This is a genomic window from Micromonospora sp. NPDC049044 (assembly GCF_040649215.1).
Lineage (GTDB): Bacteria > Actinomycetota > Actinomycetes > Mycobacteriales > Micromonosporaceae > Micromonospora.
The window spans coordinates 24796-44317 of the sequence record NZ_JBEZFA010000004.1 but is presented as its reverse complement, the minus strand read 5'-3'; the positions used below and the strand labels follow the sequence as shown (position 1 = coordinate 44317).

The 19522-nt window shown below is 71.7% G+C and carries 9 protein-coding genes; 8 read left to right on the top strand and 1 reads right to left on the bottom strand.

Going from position 1 to position 19522, the window contains the following annotated elements:
• The first annotated feature begins 1 nt into the window (after nucleotide 1).
• From AB0B85_RS04240 to AB0B85_RS04210, 7 genes are all read left to right on the top strand, one after another.
• Complete coding sequence (locus tag AB0B85_RS04240; protein ID WP_357403395.1) at nucleotides 2-3217, top strand: beta-ketoacyl synthase N-terminal-like domain-containing protein; 3216 nt, start codon at nucleotides 2-4, stop codon at nucleotides 3215-3217.
• Nucleotides 3217-11160 (top strand): amino acid adenylation domain-containing protein, encoded by a 7944-nt coding sequence (locus tag AB0B85_RS04235; protein WP_357403392.1) that lies wholly within the window; start codon nucleotides 3217-3219, stop codon nucleotides 11158-11160. Before AB0B85_RS04240 ends, AB0B85_RS04235 begins: the two co-directional genes overlap by 1 nt.
• 35 nt (nucleotides 11161-11195) lie before the next feature.
• The gene (locus AB0B85_RS04230) at nucleotides 11196-12323 is read left to right on the top strand and encodes an LLM class flavin-dependent oxidoreductase (protein ID WP_357403390.1); all 1128 of its coding nucleotides are present in this window, start codon (nucleotides 11196-11198) and stop codon (nucleotides 12321-12323) included.
• A gap of 11 nt (nucleotides 12324-12334) precedes the next feature.
• Nucleotides 12335-12886, top strand: coding sequence for a flavin reductase family protein (locus tag AB0B85_RS04225; protein WP_357403388.1), 552 nt, complete (start codon nucleotides 12335-12337; stop codon nucleotides 12884-12886).
• Between the two features lie 265 nt (nucleotides 12887-13151).
• Complete coding sequence (locus AB0B85_RS04220) at nucleotides 13152-15536, top strand: AAA family ATPase (protein ID WP_357403387.1); 2385 nt, start codon at nucleotides 13152-13154, stop codon at nucleotides 15534-15536.
• A gap of 410 nt (nucleotides 15537-15946) precedes the next feature.
• Complete coding sequence (locus AB0B85_RS04215; protein WP_357403747.1) at nucleotides 15947-17164, top strand: multidrug effflux MFS transporter; 1218 nt, start codon at nucleotides 15947-15949, stop codon at nucleotides 17162-17164.
• Nucleotides 17165-17322: 158 nt separating this feature from the next.
• Nucleotides 17323-18144, top strand: a complete 822-nt coding sequence (locus AB0B85_RS04210) for a metallophosphoesterase (protein ID WP_357403385.1) — start codon at nucleotides 17323-17325, stop codon at nucleotides 18142-18144.
• A gap of 73 nt (nucleotides 18145-18217) precedes the next feature.
• Here AB0B85_RS04210 and AB0B85_RS04205 read toward each other — a convergent pair whose 3' ends face one another.
• The gene (locus AB0B85_RS04205; RefSeq protein WP_357403383.1) at nucleotides 18218-18883 is read right to left on the bottom strand and encodes a hypothetical protein; all 666 of its coding nucleotides are present in this window, start codon (nucleotides 18881-18883) and stop codon (nucleotides 18218-18220) included.
• A gap of 23 nt (nucleotides 18884-18906) precedes the next feature.
• Between AB0B85_RS04205 and AB0B85_RS04200 the strand changes: the two genes are divergently transcribed.
• Nucleotides 18907-19425, top strand: a complete 519-nt coding sequence (locus AB0B85_RS04200) for a hotdog domain-containing protein (protein WP_234584049.1) — start codon at nucleotides 18907-18909, stop codon at nucleotides 19423-19425.
• Nucleotides 19426-19522: the final 97 nt, after the last annotated feature.

Here is a 19522-nt window from a genome sequence, read left to right as displayed (position 1 = left end):
GATGAGCTCCGACGAGCAACTCAAGGCCGCCCTGACCACGTTGCGCGACCTGCGCCGGAAGATCGACGACCTGGAGCGGTCCCGGCGTGAGGAGATCGCCATTGTCGGCATGTCCTGCCGGCTGCCCGGGGACGTCGACTCGCCGGAAGCCCTCTGGCACCTGCTCAACTCGAAGGTGGACGCGGTCACCGAGGTGCCCGCCTCGCGCTGGAGCACCGACGCGTTCTACGACCCGGACCCGAAGACGCCGGGGCGGATGACCGCACGACACGGCGGCTTCCTGTCCCGGGTGGACGAGTTCGACCCGTACTTCTTCGGCATCTCGCCCCGCGAGGTGCAGGACATGGATCCGCAGCAGCGGCTCTTCCTCGAGGTCGCCTGGGAGGCAATCGAAGACGCCGGCATCACCCGCGACCAGCTCCGGGGCAGCCCGACCGGCGTGTTCGTCGGGGCCAACGCCGGCGACTTCCTCCAGCTCCAGCTGCGGGACCCGGCGCAGATCAGCACCTACACCTCGGCCGGCGGCGCCAACTCGCTCATCCCGAACCGGCTCTCCTACCTGTACGACCTGCGCGGACCCAGCATGACGGTGGACACCGCCTGCTCGTCGGCCCTGGTCGCGTTGCATCTGGCGGCCCAGTCGCTGCGGGCCGGGGAGTGTGACTCCGCAGTGGTCGGCGGTCTGAACCTGATGTTCTCGCCGACCACCACGCTCGGCTTCGCCAAACTCGGCGCGCTCGCCCAGGACGGCCGGTGCAAGACCTTCGACTCCCGCGCCGACGGGTACGTGCGCAGCGAGGGCGTGACAGTCCTGGTGGTCAAGCGGGTGTCCGACGCGCTCGCGGCGGGCGACCGGATCTGGGCGGTGCTGCGGGGCAGCGCTGTCAACCAGGACGGCCTCACCAACGGGATCACCGCGCCGAACGGTAAGAGTCAGCGTGAGGTCATCACGCAGGCGTTGCGTAACGCCCGGCTCGACCCGGCCCGGGTGACGTTGATCGAGGCGCACGGCACCGGCACGGCGCTCGGCGACCCGATCGAGACCGAGGCGCTGCGCGAGGTGTACGGCGACCGGGACGGGCCGCCGTGCGCACTGGGCTCGATCAAGTCGAACATCGGCCACGTGGAGGCCGGGGCCGGCCTGGCCGGTGTGCTCAAGGCGGTGCTGAGCATCCACGGCCGGGCAGTCGCGCCGAACCTGCACCTGCAGGTCCTCAATCCCCACATCGACCTGAACGGCAGTCGGTTCTTCATCCCGACCGAGCCGCAGCCTTGGGAGGTCGCCGACGACCACAGGTACGCCGCGGTCAGCGCGTTCGGCGCGGGTGGCACCAACGCCCACGTCATCCTCGGGCCGGTGCCGCCCGCCGAGTCCCGGCCGGCGCGGGCACCCGAGGAACGGCCGATGGTGCTGCCGATCTCCGCGCACACCCCCGAGGCGCTCACCGCGCTCACCACCGCCTACCGGGACGCGCTGACCGCGCCGTGGACGGATGACCGGCGGTTCGGTGACGTGGCGTACACCGCGGCCACCCGGCGGACCCGGCACCCGCACCGGCTCGCGGTGGTGGCGGGGAGCCGTGAGCAGGCCGCCGACCGGCTGACGGAGTGGCTCGACGCCGGGCAGGCCCCGGGTGTGGTGACCGGCCGGGCCAGTGCCCAGGCTCCACTCGGACCGGTGTTCGCGTTCGCCGGTCACGGCACGCAGCGGCCCGGCATGGGTCGCGACCTGATGCGCGACTGCCCGGACTTCCGGGCCGCCGCCACCGAGTGCGACGAGGTGCTCGCGTCGATGCTCGGCAGGTCGGTGCTCGCCGAGGTCCACCGCCCCGACCTCCGGGAGCTGCCCGACGACGTCACAGTGATCCAGCCGGCGTTGTTCGCCCTCGGCGTCGCCCTGGCCGCGCGGTGGAGGGCCCACGGCGTCGAACCGGGGGTGATGCTCGGACACAGCACCGGGGAGATCACCGCGGCGTACGTCGCCGGTGCCCTGTCGCTCACCGACGCGGCCCGGATCATCTGCGTCCGGGCCGAACTGCTCGACCGGCTGCGCGGGGCTGGTTCGCTGCTTGTCGTCGGCCTGTCGATCGACGAGGCGGACGCACTGCTGGACGGGCGCCGCGACCGGGTCGGCGTGGCCGTCAGCAACAGTCCGCGCTCGACGGTGCTGTCCGGCGAGACGCCGGTGCTCGAGCAGATCGCCGACGAGCTGCGCGCCCGCAACGTCTTCTGCCGGGCGATGCCCAACTCGGTCGCCGGTCACGGCCCCCGGGTCGAGCCGCTGCGTGCCGAATTCCTGGAGCGGCTCGCCGGGGTGCGGCCCCGGGCGGCCCGGATCCCGATCTACTCCACTGTCACCGGCAAGGTCGGCGACGGCACCGACCTCGACGTCGACTACTGGTACCGCAACCTGCGCGAGCCGGTGCTCTTCTGGGACGCCCTGAACGGTCTGGTCGCCGCCGGGCACGACACGGTCGTCGAGATCAGCCCGCACCCGATGCTGCTGAACGCTGTCGAGCAGGCATTCGAGGAGGCCGGGCGGGTGGGGTCCGGCATCGCCTCGATGCACCGCGAGGTGCCCGAGGCGGAGTCCGTGCCGCTCGGCCTGGCCACGATGTTCGCCCGGGGTTCGTCGATCGCGCTGCCTGTCGCACCCGACGCGCGGTCGGTGCCGCTGCCGGCGTACGCCTGGCAGCGTGAACGGTTCCCACTGCGCGACGTGACAGCGATGTTCTTCACCGGTCCCGTCGAGGACGGCGCCGCCGTTGTCGAAGCGGGGCCGTCGAAGCCGGAGCCGGACCACCAGCCGGCGGCGGACCTGCCCACCGATCCGTTCGAGCGCCACGAGGTCGTCCGGCGGGCGGTGGTCGAGGCGGTCGCCGAGGTCCTGGCGTTCGACCCGGGGCGCATCGACGGCGAGGCCGGGTTCTTCCAGCTCGGCATGGACTCGCTGATGGCGATCAAGGTGCGACGGCAGTTGGAGGCGCGCTTCCGGCTGCGCCTCGGGACCCCGGTGATGTTCGAGCACCCCACAGTCGATGCCCTCACCGACCACCTCACCGGCCTGCTCGGCGAACCGACCGTCGGCGCCCCCGTGCACGTGTCGCCGCCGGACGACGCCAGCGAGCAGGCCATCGACGAGATGACCGAGCGTGAGCTCATCGAGCTCCTCGGTGACGAGATCCGCACCGCGCAGCAGGCCAGAGGGAGCGAGTGATGACCGATGTGACCGACGAACGGCACCAGGTTCTGGGCCGCTCGGTACGGGAGATCCGCCGACTGCGGGCCGAGCTGGAGTCCGCCCGGCAGGCCGCCACCGAGCCGATCGCCATCATCGGGATGGCCTGCCGGATGCCGTCCGACGTGCGCGATCCGGAGCAGTTCTGGCAGTTCCTGCGCAGCGGCGGCGACGGCGTCAGAGACGTGCCGGACGACCGGTGGGACGTCGACGCCTTCCACGACCCGACCGGTCGGCGCCCGGGGACCAGCTACACCCGGCGCGGCGCCTTCCTGGACGACGTCGCGTCCTTCGACGCCGCGTTCTTCGGGGTCTCCCCGCGCGAGGCGCCGTGGCTCGACCCGCAGCAGCGCCTGCTCCTGGAGGTCAGCTGGTCCGCTTTCGAGGACGCCGGCCAGGCTCCGGACCGGCTCGCCGGCACGGAGACCGGCGTCTACCTGGGCATCACCAACTACGACTACTGTCAGGTCGAGATGCAGCAGGTCGCGCCGGCCGAGCTGGAGGCGCACTACGCGACGAGCAACGCCTCGACGTTCGCGGCCGGGCGGATCTCGTACTGGCTCGGGTTGAACGGGCCGAGCCTGTCGGTCGACACCTCGTGCTCCTCCTCGCTCGTCGGCGTGCACCTGGCCGTGCAGGCGCTGCGGTCGGGGGAGTGCTCGATGGCGCTGGCCGGCGGCGTCAACGTGCTGCTGTCACCAGAGGTTTTCGTGGTGCTCAGCAAGACCGGCGCGCTCGCGCCGGACGGGGTGTGCAAGACCTTCGACAAGAAGGCCAACGGGTACGCGCGCGGCGAGGGCTGCGGCGTCATCGTGCTGAAGCGGCTGAGCGACGCGCTCGCCGCCGGCGACCCGATCAAGGCTGTGATCCGTGGCTCAGCGGTCAACCAGGACGGCCGTAGCAGCGGCCCGACGGTGCCCAACCCGAAGGCGCAGCAGGACGTCATCCGGCGGGCCGTGCGGTCGGCCGGTGTCGAGCCGAGCCAGATCGGCTATGTCGAGGCGCACGGCACCGGCACTCCGCTCGGCGACCCGATCGAGCTGCGCGCGCTCTCCGCAGTGCTCGGCGATCGGGGCGCGGCCGGTCCGCTGCAGGTCGGCTCCCTCAAGACCAACATCGGTCACCTGGAGCCGGCCGCGGGCATCGCCGGCCTGATGAAGGTGGTGCTCGCGCTGCGCCACGCCGAGATCCCGCCGCACCTGAACCTGTCCGAGGTCAACCCGGAGATCGACCTCGACGAGCTGGGCGTGACCATCCCGACCGAGGTGACCGCGTGGCCGGCCGGGCCGCGTCCCCGGGTCGGCGGTGTCAGTTCCTTCGGCGCCAGCGGCACCAACGCGCACGTCGTCATCGAGGAGGCGCCACCGGTGACAGTCGAGCCGGCCGGGCCGGACCGCGGCTCGCACGTGCTCGTGCTCTCGGCCAAGACGCCGGCGGCCCTGGCCGAGCTGACCGAGGCGTACACCGCCCGGCTGGCCGACGCCGCACCGCAGGAACTGGCCGACCTCTGCCACACGGCGGCGAACGGACGTGCCCGGCTGCCGTACCGGGCCGCGGTCAGCGGCAGCACGCCGGGCGAGATCAGCCGGCGGCTGCGCGACCCCCGCCGCGTCGACGGGCACGTCCCGTCCGGCACCCGCCCACGTGTCGCGTTCCTCTTCACCGGCCAGGGCTCCCAGTACGCGGCGATGGCCGCTGAGCTGTCCCGCACCGAGCCGGTCTTCCGGGCCAGCCTCGACGAGTGCGACGAGATTCTGCGTCCGCTGCTCGGCCGGCCGCTCGACGAACTGCTTGCCGACGAGGAGTTGGTGCACCAGACCGAGTACGCCCAGCCGCTGCTGTTCGCCGTCGAGTACGGCCTCGCCCAGCTCTGGACGTCCTGGGGTGTACGTCCCTCGGCGGTGCTCGGGCACAGCCTGGGTGAGCTGGTAGCGGCCTGTGTGGCAGGGGTTCTGCCGCTTGCCGACGGCCTGCGGCTGGCGGTGCGTCGGGGTGCCTTCATGGCGGAGCTGACCGAGCCCGGCGCGATGGCCGCGGTCTTCGCCGCGCGCGAGGTCGTCGACGCCGCCCTCGCGCCGTACGCCGACCGACTCTGCGTGGCAGCGGTGAACGGTCCGGAGAACTTCGTGGTCTCCGGCAGTGGGCCGGCGCTTGCTGAGCTGCTCACCGCGCTCGCCGAGCAGGGCGTACGGACCCGGCCGCTGAACACCGGTCGGGCCTTCCACTCGCCGCTGATGGACCCGGTCCTCGACCGGTTCGAGGAGGAGGCGGCCACTGTCGGGTACGCCCACCCCCGGTTGACACTGGTCTCCAACGTGACCGGTCGGCCGGTGGAGCAGATCGACGCGGCCTACTGGCGTGACCACATCCGTCGCCCGGTGGAGTTCGCCGCGGGGATCACCGCACTGCTCGACGACGGCTACGACACCTTCGTCGAGATCGGCCCGGCACCGACGCTGCTCGGGCTCACCCGCCGGATGACGATGGATCGACAGGTCCGGCTGCTGCCGTCACTGCGTCCGCGCCACGACGACTGGGCGGTGCTTACCGAGAGCCTGGCCGGCCTCTTCGTCGCGGGTTGCGACATCGACTGGGCGTCCTTCGACGCCGGGCGGGGGCGCCGCAAGGTCACCCTGCCGACCTATCCGTTCCAGCGGACCCGCTACTGGTTCTCGCGCAGTGCGACACCCGCCGGGACTCCACCGCTGGGCAGCGGTCAGCCCGGCACCGGGCTGCTGGGGCCGCGCGTGCCGTCGCCGCTGGACGTCGCCCAGTTCGCCGGGCGGCTCGCCATCGCCGACCACAGCTGCCTCGGCGACTGCGTGATGGACGGCCTCCCGGTGGTCAACATCGGCGTCTACCTGGAGAGCGCCTTCGCCGCCGTCCGGCAGACCGGCGGGGGTGCCGGGGCGCTTGTCGCGGAGGGAACGCTCGTCCTGCAGGGCCTCGTCCTCGATCACGACACCCCGACCGCCACCCAACTGCTGCTGGAGCGCGACGGCGGGTACCGCTACTACGCCGCTGACGGCTCGTCGTGGGTGCTGCACGCGCAGGGGCGGGTCCGTGCCGACGAGACCCTGGCGAGCCCGGCCGACGGCGAGGCGTACCGGGAGGACGTACGGTCGGGGCTCGGCGGCGAACTGTCCGGCGACGACTTCTACCAGCGGCTGTGGCGACGCAAGCTCTACCTCGGCCCGTCCGCCCGCTGGATCGAGCGGATCTGGCACGGCGGATCCGAGGCCATCGCCCAGATGCGCGCCCCCCGGGACGGCGAGGCGGATGCCTACCTGCTGCACCCGGGTCTGGTCGACGCCATGTTCCAGGTGCTGTTCGCCTGCCTGCCGGCGGAGGCGCCGGCCGACGCGGCGTACGCCCTGGTCGGCATCGACCGGTTCGAATTCCACGGCGGGGCCGCCGGGCCGCTCTACTGTCGCGCCACCCTGCTGCCGGAGACGGACCCCGAGTCGACACTGGTGGCCCGGGTCCGACTGGAGGACGCGGCCGGGCGGATAGTTGTCGACGCGAGCGGCGTACTGGCCAAGCGAGCCGGGCGTGGTGCCATGCTGCGCGAGGGGGCTCATCGTCCGGCGGCCGAGCCGCACCGCGCGGCTCCCGTGCCGGCCCGCACCGGCGCCGCCGAGTTCGCGACCGCCGCCCCGGCGGACCGGCCGGCCGTGCTGCTGTCGATCCTGCGCCGGTCCGTGGCCGGTGCCCTGCGCGCCGTCCCCGACGATCTCGACGTCCACGAGCCGCTGTCCCAGCTGGGCCTCGACTCGCTGATGGCGCTGGAGGTCAAGGAGTCGCTCTCGGCGGAGCTGGGCCTCGCCCTTCCGCTCGTCGCGTTCCTCGACGGCAGCAGCATCGCCAAGCTGGGCGACCTCGTGCTGCCCATGCTCGGCGAGCCGGTCACGACCACGGACCAGCCCGCGCCGTCGGCCCAACTGCCCGCGCTGGTCGCCGACGACGAGGCCCGGTACGACGCGTTTCCGCTCACCGACCTGCAACAGGCGTACCTGGTCGGTCGCTCCGACGCCTTCGCGCTGGGGCGGATCTCCACGTACTTCTACCTGGAGGTCGACCTGACCGGCACCGACCTGGCCCGGATCGAGGACGCCTGGAACGCGATGATCGCGCGGCACGACATGCTCCGCGCGGTCGTCACGCCGGAGGGCTGGCAGCGGGTGCTGGCCGATGTCCCGACCTACCGGATCGCGATCACCGACCTGGCCGGCGCCGACGAGCGGACGCGCACGGCCCACCTGGCCGAGGTGCACGACGCGATGAAGTACCAGGTGCTCGACGCCGGGACCTGGCCCATGTTCGACATCCGGGCGACAGTGCTCGCCCCCGACCGGATCCGCCTGCACCTGGGGATGGACGCACTGATCGCGGACGCCTGGAGCACCTCGGTGGTGTTCTCCGAGTGGGCGACCGCGTACCGGGACGGGGTCGAGGCGCTGCCGCCGATCGGCGTGCGATTCCGCGACTACGTCCTGGCGGCACGGGCCCTGGAGGACGGCCCGCAGTTCCGTGACTCGCTCGACTACTGGCTGGACCGGGTGCCGACCCTGCCACCGGCTCCGGAGCTGCCGCTCGCCGTCGCACCCGACGCCATCGAACGGCCCGAGTTCACCCACCGCTCCGGTGGCCTCACCGCCGCGGAATGGGCGCGTTTCAAGGAGTACGCCGCAGCGGCGGGCGTCACCCCCTCCGCCGCCCTGTGCAACGCGTACGCCCAGGTCCTCGCCGGGTGGAGCAAGTCCAGCCGGTTCACCCTCAACGTGCTCTTCTTCAACCGGGTTCCGTTGCACCCGGACGTGTCCAAGGTGGTCGGCAACTTCACCTCGACGACGCTGCTCGAAGTCGACGCGACAGCGACCGACAGTTTCGAGGCGCGGGTCGACAGGTTGCAGAAGCAGCTCTGGAGCGACCTCGAGCACAGCCACGTGAGCGGCGTCCGGGTCCTGCGGGAACTCCACCGCGCCCGTGGTGGCGCACACCCGGTGACCTTCCCTGTCGTCTTCGCCAGCACCGTCAACTTCGGTGCGCGGGAGAATCCGGGGGCGGCCACCGGCCTCACCCACCCGATCATGCAGATGGGCGAGGACGGCGTCGAGCGCTGGACGTCGGTGCGTACCCCACAGGTCTGGCTCGACCACCAGGTCATCGAGGAAGCCGGCGGTGTGGTCCTCAACTGGGACTCGGTCGACGCGCTCTTCCCACCCGGCCTGATCGACGCGATGTTCGCCGCGTACCTCGGACTGGTGCGCGAGCTGGCTGCGGACGACGTCGCCTGGCGTCGCCCGGCGGCCGTGCTGACGCCGGAGACGGACCTGGAGGTGCAGCGGCTGGCGAACGACACCGCCGGACCGCGGCCGGTCGGTCTCCTCCAGGACGGTTTCCTCGAGCAGGTGCGCACCGCGCCCGGACGCACCGCGGTCATCACCGCCGGACGTGAGTTCACCTACGGCGAGCTGGGTGAGCTGGCGAACCGTCTGGCGAACTGGCTGCGTGCGCAGGGCGCCGGCGCGGGTCGCCTGGTCGGCGTCGTCATGGAGAAGGGCTGGGAACAGGTCGCGGCGGTGCTCGGCACGTTGCAGGCGGGGGCCGCCTACGTGCCGATCGACGCGGGTGTCCCGGCGGAGCGGCTGCGGCTGCTCATCGAGTCGGCCGGCATCGACTGCGTGCTGACCCAGTCCTGGGTCGAGGCCGAGGCGCGGTGGCCGGACGGGGTCACGGTGTTGGCGGTGGACGGTGCCCGGGTGGCCGACTTCCCGGCCGAGGCACCGTCGCCGGCGACCGCTCCCGACGATCTCGCCTACGTCATCTTCACCTCGGGCTCGACCGGCCTGCCCAAGGGCGTGATGATCGAGCACGCCGCCGCGCTGAACACCATCGCGGACATCAACGAGCGGTATGCGGTGACCGGCGACGACCGGGTTCTCGCGTTGTCCGCGCTCAACTTCGACCTCTCCGTCTACGACATCTTCGGCCTGCTGGCGGTCGGTGGCGCGATAGTGCTGCCGGAGCCGTCGGCGCACCGGGAGCCGGCGCGGTGGGCCGAGTTGGTGACCACGCACCGGGTGACCATCTGGAACAGCGTGCCCACCCTCATGCAGATGTTCACCGAGTTCGCCGCCGGCAGCGGGGCCGACTGGCCGCTGCGGGTGGTGATGATGAGTGGTGACTGGATCCCGGTGACCCTGCCGGAGCGGATCCGCGAGCTGCTGCCCGAGGCGCAGGTGTGGAGCCTCGGAGGGGCGACCGAGGCGGCGATCTGGTCGATCCTCTATCCGATCGGCGAGGTCGACCCGTCCTGGACGTCGGTCCCGTACGGCAAGCCGATGCGCAACCAGCGCTTCCACGTGCTGAACGAGGCGATGCAGCCGTGCCCGACACTTGTCGCCGGGCAGCTCTACATCGCCGGCGCCGGCCTGGCCCGCGGCTACCTGAACGACGAGTCGAAGACCCGGGCGAGCTTCCGCCGGCACCCGGCCACCGGCGAGCGGCTGTACCGCACCGGTGACCTGGGCCGCTACCTGCCGAGCGGCGACATCGAATTCCTCGGCCGGGAGGACTTCCAGGTAAAGGTGCAGGGCTACCGGATCGAGCTCGGCGAGATCGAGGCGGCGTTGCTGCGGCTGCCGGAGGTCGCCGCGGCGGCGGTCACCGCCGCCGGCGAGCGGGAGAACAAGCGACTGATCGGGTACGTGGTGCCAGCCGGTGCCGGGCTCGACGAGGAGCATCTGCAAGCGGTGCTGCGGGAGAGCCTGCCCGGGTACATGGTGCCGCCACGCATCCTCGTCCTGGACGACCTGCCGTTGAGCGCCAACGGCAAGGTCGACCGGTCGGCGTTGCCGGCACCGGACGAGGCCGGGGTCGACGGCCAGGTCGTGGCGCCGGCCGACGACCTGGAGGCGTGCCTGGCGGAGATCTGGCGCGGGTTCTTCGACGTGCCCGAGATCAGCGTCCTGGCCGGCTTCTTCGACCTGGGCGGCAACTCGCTGCTCGCGGTCCGGATGATGGCGCAGGTGCGCAGCCGACTCGGCCGGCGGTTGCCGCTTTCGGCCCTGTTCGCGCACCCGACGATCCGTGACCTGGCCCGGGTGCTGCGCGAGACGGAGGGGGACGCGGAGCGGATCGCGTTGGTGCCGATCCGGCAGGGCGGGGCGCGTACACCCCTGTTCCTGATCCACCCGGTGGGCGGCGACGTGCTCTGCTACGCCGACCTGGCCCGGCTGCTCCCGGACGACCAGCCGTTGTTCGGGCTGCAGGTCCCGGATGTGCCGTCACCGCTGTCGTCGGTGCCCGCGCTTGCCGCGCACTACGCCGACGTGGTCCGGCAGGCGGTTCCCGAGGGTCCCGTCCATATCGGAGGGTGGTCGATGGGCGGCGTGCTCGCGCTCGAGGTGGCGGCCCTGCTGCGGGAGGCCGGACGTACGGTCGGCCTGGTCGCGGTCATCGACCTGATCGAGCCGCCCGGTCCCGCCGCCGAGACGGTGGCCGAGGCCGACCTGTACGCCTGGCTCGCCCGCGATCTGGCCGGGCTCGCCGGCACCGACTGGACGCCCGACGCCGACCTCTTCGAAACCGCCGACCCGCTGGGCACGCTGCTCACCGCCGGACGGGCGGCGGGCGTGCTGGAGGACGACGTCGACCGCGACGCGCTCGGCCAGATCGCCGATCGGTTCCGGCGCAACTCGCGGGCGCTGATCGAGCACTCACCCCGTCCGTACGACGGCCCGGTGTTGTTCCTGCGGGCGGCCGGCGGCGCGACGGTCGAGACCGCCGGCCGGTGGCTCGACCTCTGTTCGCCCGGTTCCACGCTCACGGATCTCCCGGGCGACCACTACTCCGTGATGCAGACACCTCACCTTGAGGTTCTCGCTACCCACCTGTGCCCGGCCCTGACGCGCGGTTGACCAGTCCGTCAACCGCCACAACGAGAGGAACTCTCATGCAACTCAAGTTCGGCGCGTTCATGGCACCCTTCCACCGGCTCGGTGAGGACCCGACCGGCGCACTGAGCCGCGACATGGAACTCGTGGAGTGGCTCGACACCCTGGGCTACGAAGAGATCTGGGTGGGCGAGCACCACTCCGGGGGCTGGTCGCCGATCTCGTCGCCCGAGCTCTTCCTGGCCAACGCGGCGGCCCGGACCCGCCAGATCAAGCTCGGCACCGGCGTGGTGAGCCTGCCCTACCACCACCCGCTGATGGTGGCCGAGCGGATCATGCTGCTGGACCACCTGAGCCGGGGTCGGGCGATGCTCGGGGTGGGCGCCGGCATCAACCCGGCCGACGCGTACATGATGGGCATCGCCGCGGGGGACCAGCGGCGGATGATGGCCGAGTCGTTGCAGGCCGTCGTCCAACTGCTCGAGGGCACCGAGCCGGTCAACTGCAAGACCGACTGGTTCGAGCTGCGCGACGCGGCCATCCAGCTCCGCCCGTACCGCCGGCCGGCTCTGGACATCGCCGTGGCCAGCCCGGGTTCAGAGCGGGGGATGCGGCTGGCCGGTCGCTACGGCGTCGGCGCGCTCACCTTCGCCGGCCGCCCCGGGGTGCCGGACGCCCCGCTCGACGGCCTCTGGCTGGCCACCGAGGACGAGGCGACCAAGTACAACAAGACAGTGGACCGCGCCAACTGGCGGGTTGCCATCTGCGTGCACGTCGCGGAGACCCGGGAGGAGGCGCTGAACCAGGTTCGTCCGGGCATGACCCGCTGGTACCAGGAGTACGTGCGGGAGACGATCGGCGCTCCGGCCGTGCTCACCATGGGCTGCGAGGTCGACGAGTGTCAGGATCAGAAGACCGTCATCATCGGCTCGGTCGACGACGTCATCGAGGGCATCCACCATCTCTACGCGGAGACCGGTGGCTTCGGCACGCTGTTGATCAACACCCACGACTGGGCGTCACGGGAGCAGGTGCTGCACAGCTTCGACCTGTTCGCCCGCTACGTGGCGCCGCACTTCACCGGTGCGCTGAGCGGTCTGCAGGCCTCCCAGCAGTGGTTGGCCACCAACCGGGACGACTTTTCCGCCCAGGGGCGCGAGGCCGCCAAGGCCGCGCCGGTCAGCTGAAGGGAGCACTCATGTCAGCCGAGGGCGTCGCGGAGCAGTTGGTCGCACCGTCTGTGGACGGCCAGACGTTCCGCGACGCGATGGCCCTGCTGGCCGCCCCGATCACGGTCGTTACCTTCAGCGACCACACCGGCCGCCGCTGGGGCTTCACCGCCAGTTCTGTGACGTCCGTCTCTCTCGATCCCCCATTGATCACGGTCGGTGTCGCGCACGCCTCCAGTTGCTACCGCGCCCTCGCGGTGGCGCCGGAGTTCGTCGTCAACGTGCTCTCCGATCGGCACCGGGCGGTGGCCACCCGTTTCGCCGCCCGGGGCCTGGACCGGTTCGCCGAGGGCGGCTTCGTCCGCTGGCCCGGCTCGATGCTGCCGTGCCTGGCCGACGCCCACCTTCTGCTGCGCTGCCGGCCCACCCATCTGGTGCCGGTGGGTGACCACGACCTGCTGGTCGGTACGCCGACCGAGGTGCGTATGTCCGGTCCTGGGAAGCCGCTGGTCTGGTACCGCAGGGACTTCCACATTCTGGAAGAAAACTTGTCTGATATCCGTCCCCGGCCCGGCCCGTAGCGGGAACTAACCACAAATTTCGGAATTGATTGGGGCGAATTTAGTACGTTAGTTGGCCTTTCCTCACCAGGCATTTCACTCGTTCGCGCAGCTGTGGCAAGCGGCTTGTCTTGGATCTGCCCCCGTGGTATGGTGGTGCCGTTAATGCGGAGAGTAATTACGTCGCGACTATCAGCATTGCTTGAATTGAATGGAGACACAACTCCATAAACTCGTATAACAGAAGACCCACATCAGTCCGTACGGGGGCGAACAGTTGAGTGATGTGAAAGTCAATGTTGCGTGTCTGGAAAAGCTGATCGCGGTGTATGACGGCACCAGGGAGGCCGGAGCGGCGGTCGTCGTCGAGGGGGACGTCGGCAGCGGTAAGACGGCACTCCTCGACGCTCTCGCTGCGCATGCCCGCGACCGTGGCGCGACAGTGCTGCGAGCGGTCGCCTCCCGGGCCCAGGGGGGTGTGCCACTGGGAGTGTTCCGCCAGCTCGCGGACGTTCTGCGGGTGCCACGGCGGCGGGCCGAGTTCGCGCGTCTGCTTGATGAGGCCGGTCTGGCCGGCGCTGCCCGGCCCGACGGGCCGGACGACCGGCTCGTCTCCGACGCCCGGGTGGGCGCCGCCATCGAAGGCGTCGGCCGCGTCCTGTTCCGGACCGCCGAGAGCAAGCCGGTCGTCATCCTCATCGACGATGTCCACCATGCGGACTTCGCCTCGCTGCGCTGCCTGGCCTACCTCACACGCCGGCTCACCGCCGCCCAGATCCTGCTGGTGATGACCAACTGTCGCGGCCTGCAGCCCCTGCACCCGCTCATCCATGCCGACGTGCTTCGCGGCAGTGGCGAGCGGATCGTCATTCAGATGCTCTCCCTGCTGGAGGTGGGCGAACTGTTGGCCGAGCGGCTCGACGGCCCGGTCGCGCCCAGCCTCGCCTGCGCGGTGCGGGCCGCTACCGGAGGCAACCCGCTGCTGGTCAACGCCCTCATCGAGGACTGCCGTTCCGGCCCCTCCCGGCCGTACGAGTTGTACGCCGCCGACGAGTTCGCCCGGGCGGTGCTCGGCTGCCTGTGTCGCCTCGACGCCGAAACCATCCAGGTGGCCCACGCGGTCGCGCTGCTCGACAATCCCGACAGCGAGGCGATCCTGCCCCGACTGCTCGGCTGCCCCAACGACGTCGTCGGCCGGGCCCTCGGCACACTGGAGAACGCCGGCGTCGTGCACCGGCTCCGGTTCCGCCACCCGCAGGCGCGCACCGCGGTGCTCAGCAGCCTGAGCCGGGAGGTTCGCTGCGAGCTGCACAGCAGGGCAGCCACCCTGCTGCACCAGCACTCCGCGGCTGCCGCCGTCGTCGCACCCCACCTCGCCTCGGCCGACCAGATGTACGACTCCTGGGCCATCCCACTCATGCACGAGGCAGCCGAGCAGGCGCTGGCCGACGAGGATCTCGAACTCGCACAGAACTACCTGCACCTCGCGTTCGACCGCTGCGACGACGTCGGCCAACGGGCCACCACCCAGTTCGCGCTGATGTCCACCGAGTGGTGGATCAACCCGGCGGTCGCCGCCCGCCACCTCGACGAGGTGCTGGCCGCCGCCCGTGCCGGGCAGTTGGGCTGGCGCGAGGGCGTCAAGGTCGCCGACCATCTGCTCTGGCAGGGCCGCACCGACGACACGATCACCCTGATGGAGGGGCTGCAGCTCGCCGACAACTCCGACGAGCAACTGGCCCGTGCGCTGCAGAACCTCTCCGGCTCGGTTCAGCGCGTCTTCCCCAGCCTGGCCGCGCGGCTGGGCTCGGGAACGATCGACCCGGTCCCGGTCTCCTCGCCCGCCGGCGAGGAGACGATCTCGGGCCTGCGCGAATTCCTGCTCGCCCAACGCCTCGACAACCACCTGATGGGCCGGACGCTGGGCGCGCTCGGCGCGTTGTTCATCTCCAGCGGCCCGCTCGACGCCGTGCACGAGGTGATCGAGAAGGGAGACTGGCTCATCCAGGCACCAACCTGGCGGGCGGTGGCCGCCGCGATCCGGGCCGAGGTCGCGTTCCGGATGGGCGCTCCGGCCGAGGCGCGGCTGCACGCGCAGAACGCGCTCGTGCTGATGCCACCGCGCGCCTGGGGCGTGGCGATCGGGGCACCGCTCACCACGCTCATCAACGTCGCGCTCGAGTCGCGCTGGCCCGAGGACGCCGCCGAGTTCGTCGGCATCCCGGTGCCGACGGCGATGCTCCGGTCGACCCTCGGCTGGCGCTACCTTTCCGCCCGCGGCCGGTTCTGCCTGGCCACCGGGCGCCGGCAGGAGGCGCTCTCCGACTTCCAGGCGGCCCATGAACTGGCCGCCGCACTGGACCTGGGCGACGCCCGAGGGCCGGCGGCGCCCGGCGGCGAGAACCTGGCCGGCCTCATCCCGCAGCAACGCACCGCGGAGTCGCACCCGGACTGCGACATGCTGTACCCGATCGGGCGGCTCAGCGACGCCGAGCGTCGGGTCGTGCGGCTCGCGGCACTCGGTCGCACCAACCGGCTCATCGCCAACGAGCTCTTCGTGACGATAAGCACTGTCGAGCAGCACCTCACCCAGGCGTACCGCAAGCTCGGTGTGCCCGGCCGCAGTCACCTGCACGCCGTCCTCGAGTTGGAGAACCAGCGGGCCGGCTGACCCGGTCACAGGTGCTCGTCCCAGCAGACGTGGGCGGGGCTCACCCCGCACACCGGCATTGCCGTACGCCCGTCGGGCGTGGGCGGGCGGGCTGCCGGCCGCCCGCCACGTCCGGAGCGAGCCGGCGCGGCGTGACGCCTCCCACAGCGGGAACGACTTACGGGTTCCGGGTGTTGGCGAGCGACAGGATCACCATCGGGTGATCGCCCCGACCAGCCCTCACCACGACCCCTGCCTCGTCACGCTCTGGTTGCCCCACGTCGGGCACCGGGCACGCCCCGCCGACCCCGTGACGACGCACGAGCTTCCGCAGAGAGATCGAGATGATGAAGCAGTTGGTGGACCAGACCGGACCGGGCACCCGCACGGCAGGCCCGGGCCCGTCCGGGGAGGTGCTGCCCGGTGACCTGATGACCAACCGTCAGCGGGTGCAACTCGTCCTCGTGCTGGGTGCGCTGATCGCCATCGGGCCGTTGACCATCGACATGTACCTGCCGGCGCTGCCCGCCATCACGGCAGGGATGCAGACCACCGAAACCGCGGTGCAGTTGACACTGACCGGCACCCTCGTCGGCCTCGCGCTGGGCCAGTTGCTCATCGGCCCGCTCTCCGATGTGGTCGGACGGCGGGTGCCGCTGCTGGCCGGGCTGGCCGCGCACATCGTGGCATCCGTGCTGTGCGTCTTCGCGCCGAACATCGAAGTGCTCGGTGTGCTGCGGGTCCTCCAGGGGCTGGGTGTCGCGGCCGCCACAGTGGTCGCCACCGCCGTCGTGCGCGACCTGTTCAGTGGCGCCTCGTTCGCCCGGATCTTCTCTCGGTTGATGCTCGTCATGGGCCTGGCGCCCATTCTCGCGCCCACCCTGGGCAGCGCCCTGCTGAGCTGGACCGACTGGCGGGGCGTCTTCGCGGCGCTTGCGGTGTTGGGCGCGTTGCTGATCGTCGTGGCCGCGCTCCGGCTCCCGGAGACCCTCCCGGTCGCGCGTCGGCGGCACGGCGGGGTCGGTGCCACAGTGCGCGACTACCGGGGGCTGCTCAACGACCGGGCGTTCGTCGGGCTGGTGCTGGTTGCCGGGCTGGCGATGGCGGCCCTGTTCGCGTACGTCGCGGGGTCGTCGTTCGTGCTGCAACGGGAGTACGGCCTCGACGAGCAGCAGTTCGGTCTGGCCTTCGGGGCCGGTGCCGTCGGCCTGATCGGGGCCACCCAGTTCAACGTCCGGCTGTTGCGCCGCTACACCCCGCAGCAGATCCTGGTCAGCGCGCTCATCGCGGGAACGGCGGCCGGGCTGCTGCTTGTCATGTTCGCGGCGACCAGCTTCGGTGGCCTGGGCACCCTGCTCGCGTCACTGTGGCTGGTCCTGGCCGCGGCGGGCCTGGCCCTGCCGAACGCTCCGGCGCTGGCCATGAGCCGGCACAGTGCGGCCGCTGGCACCGCCGCGGCGCTGCTCGGCGCAGTGCAGTTCGGGGTCGGCGCGCTCTCGGCACCACTGGCGGGCCTGTTCGGCACCGGGAGCGTACCGATGGCGATCGTCATCGCGGGTGGCATGGCCGCCGCGCTGATCGTCATGCTCCTCGTCGTGCCCCGCGCCGGCCTCGCGGTAGACCCGGACCTGGCGGTCGCCCTGCACTAGAAAAGTGGCGGGCGGGCCGGTTGCCCGGCCCGGACGCCGGTGCCGTGGCCAGCTCGGTGGCCCCGGGCGCGGCCACTGCCGCCACCGCTCCGAGATGCGCCGGCGCACTGCATTCGAGTGTGGTTCTGGCCGACGCGGCACAGTGGGAGGAGGCCATCATGGCAGGCGTGTACGACGTGTATGGACTGAGCAGCCGGCCGGAACGCCTCACCTCGGTGGCGTACCGCCAGGCCAGGGCGGGCGGGGGGATCGAGGCTGCCCAACTGCCTGTCGACCGGATCACCGTCGACCGGCTGCCCGCCGGCTGTCGTGCGGTGCTGGTGGCCGGCGACCTCCAGGGGGTCGCCAGTCCGCCCTTCGGGGGTGACCCGGTGCTGCTCGGGGTGGCCCTGGCCGACTATCTGACGGTGTGGGCGGAGGTGGGCCTGCTGCCGCCGCCGACCGAGGTCGGTGTGCTGCTGGCCGGTGACCTCTACTCGGCGCCGGGCGCGGACCGCCGGGGGGTCTCCGGGGACGTCACCGACGTCTGGCTCGCCTTCGCCGCCGCCGGGTGCCCCTTTGTCGTCGGGGTGGCGGGCAACCACGACGAGATCGACGCCGCCGAGGTGGCCGGCATGGGGCCTGCGGTCCGACTGCTGGACGGCGACCGGTTCACCGCGGGCGGAGTGCTGTTCGGCGGGGTCGGCGGGGTGACCGGCGGGCCGGACCGGCCGGGGCGACGGAGCGAGCGGGCATTCCTCGCCGCGATCGCCGAGTTGACCGGGACGCCGCCCGTGGACGTCCTCGTCCTGCACGAGGGGCCATCCGGCGACGAGCCCGGACAGTTGGGGAACGCTGCGGTGCGGCGCCTGCTGGAACGGCGCCCACCGGCCCTGACGGTCTGTGGCCATGTGCACTGGAACCAGCCCCTGTCCCGGCTCGGAGCCGGGCAGGTGGCGAACGTGGACGGGCGGGCGCTGCTCCTCGTTGGCGGTTCCTGAGCCGCCACCGTGACCAGCGCGACTCGCGCAGTGGGTCTGGTCGGGCGGGCCGGTTGCCCGGCCCGCCCGACGATCAACGGATTTCGGTGGTGTCCTCGGGGCGGGACTGGCCGCGCGGCGGGGCGGACCACGGCGACTCGCCGCCCACCCGGCGCGGCAACGGATCGGTAGGTGTCGGCTCGGCCGGGTAACCGAGAGTGAGCGGTGCGGTGTCGCGCTCCGCCGGCGCGGGGGACGGCCAGTCGGTGAGGGTGAAGTCGTCGCCGCGCGGGCCGTCCGCCGACGCCGGTGTCACGGCCGGCGCGGTCGCGGCCTGCGGCCACTGCCGCCAGCGTTGACCGCTGAACGTCGCCATGAGCAGCAGCAGGCCGATCAGGAAGAGCGTGCCGTTCTCCACCGGCAGCCGCAGCGGCAGTGGGTCACCGAACACCTTCCAGTCGTGCGGGATCGCGTCGCGCACCTCGAACGGCGCCACGAACATCCCGACGTACGGTGTGACAAGCAGTAACCCGGCCACCACCGGGCCGGCCGGTGAGAAGCGCAGTGTGCCGAGAAGCCCGAGCAGGACACCGCCGACGCCGAGGTACACGGCCGGTTCGATCAGGTTGGCGGTGTTGAAGGTGCCGATCTCCACCCAGCGGTCGACCGTCCGGCTCGACCCGTCCTGCCCGAGTGTGACAAGCGCCCACGTGATGGGTGCCACCACCAACCCGGCGAGGAAGCTCCAGAGATGTCGCATCCGCGCACCGTACCGTTTCCGGCATGACCGAGCACCTCTCCGCCGCTCCGACCGGCAAGCCGACGTCGTACTCCCGCGTCACCCTCAGCAAGATCATGACTGCGGTGGACGTGAACCTCTACGGAACCGTCCACGGCGGGGTCCTGATGAAGTTCGTCGACGACGTGGCGGGCGCCGCCGCCGCCCGGCACAGCGGCGGCACGGCGGTAACCGCGGCGATCGACGAGATCGTCTTCTCCGAGGCCGTCCGGGTCGGTGACCTGGTGCACGCGCACGCCCAGGTGAACTGGACCGGGCAGACGTCGATGGAGGTGGGCGTGCGGGTGGTCGCCGAGCGGTGGGACTCGGCCGAGGACGCGCCGGTACGGGTGGCCACGGCGTACCTGGTCTTCGTCGGGGTGGACGTCGGCGGTGCGCCGCGCACTGTGCGTCCGGTGCTGCCGGAGACGCCGGAGGACGAGCGTCGGTTCAAGGAGGCGGAGATCCGCCGTGCGCACCGACTGGCCCGTCGGCGGGCCATCCAGGCGCACCGGGCGGGCTGAACCACATGGCTGGGTGGGCTGGAGTGTGGGCCGGGCACGCGTCGACAGGCGTACCCGGTGCGCAGAATGGCGCTTTGGGGTAGGGCAAGATGGCGCC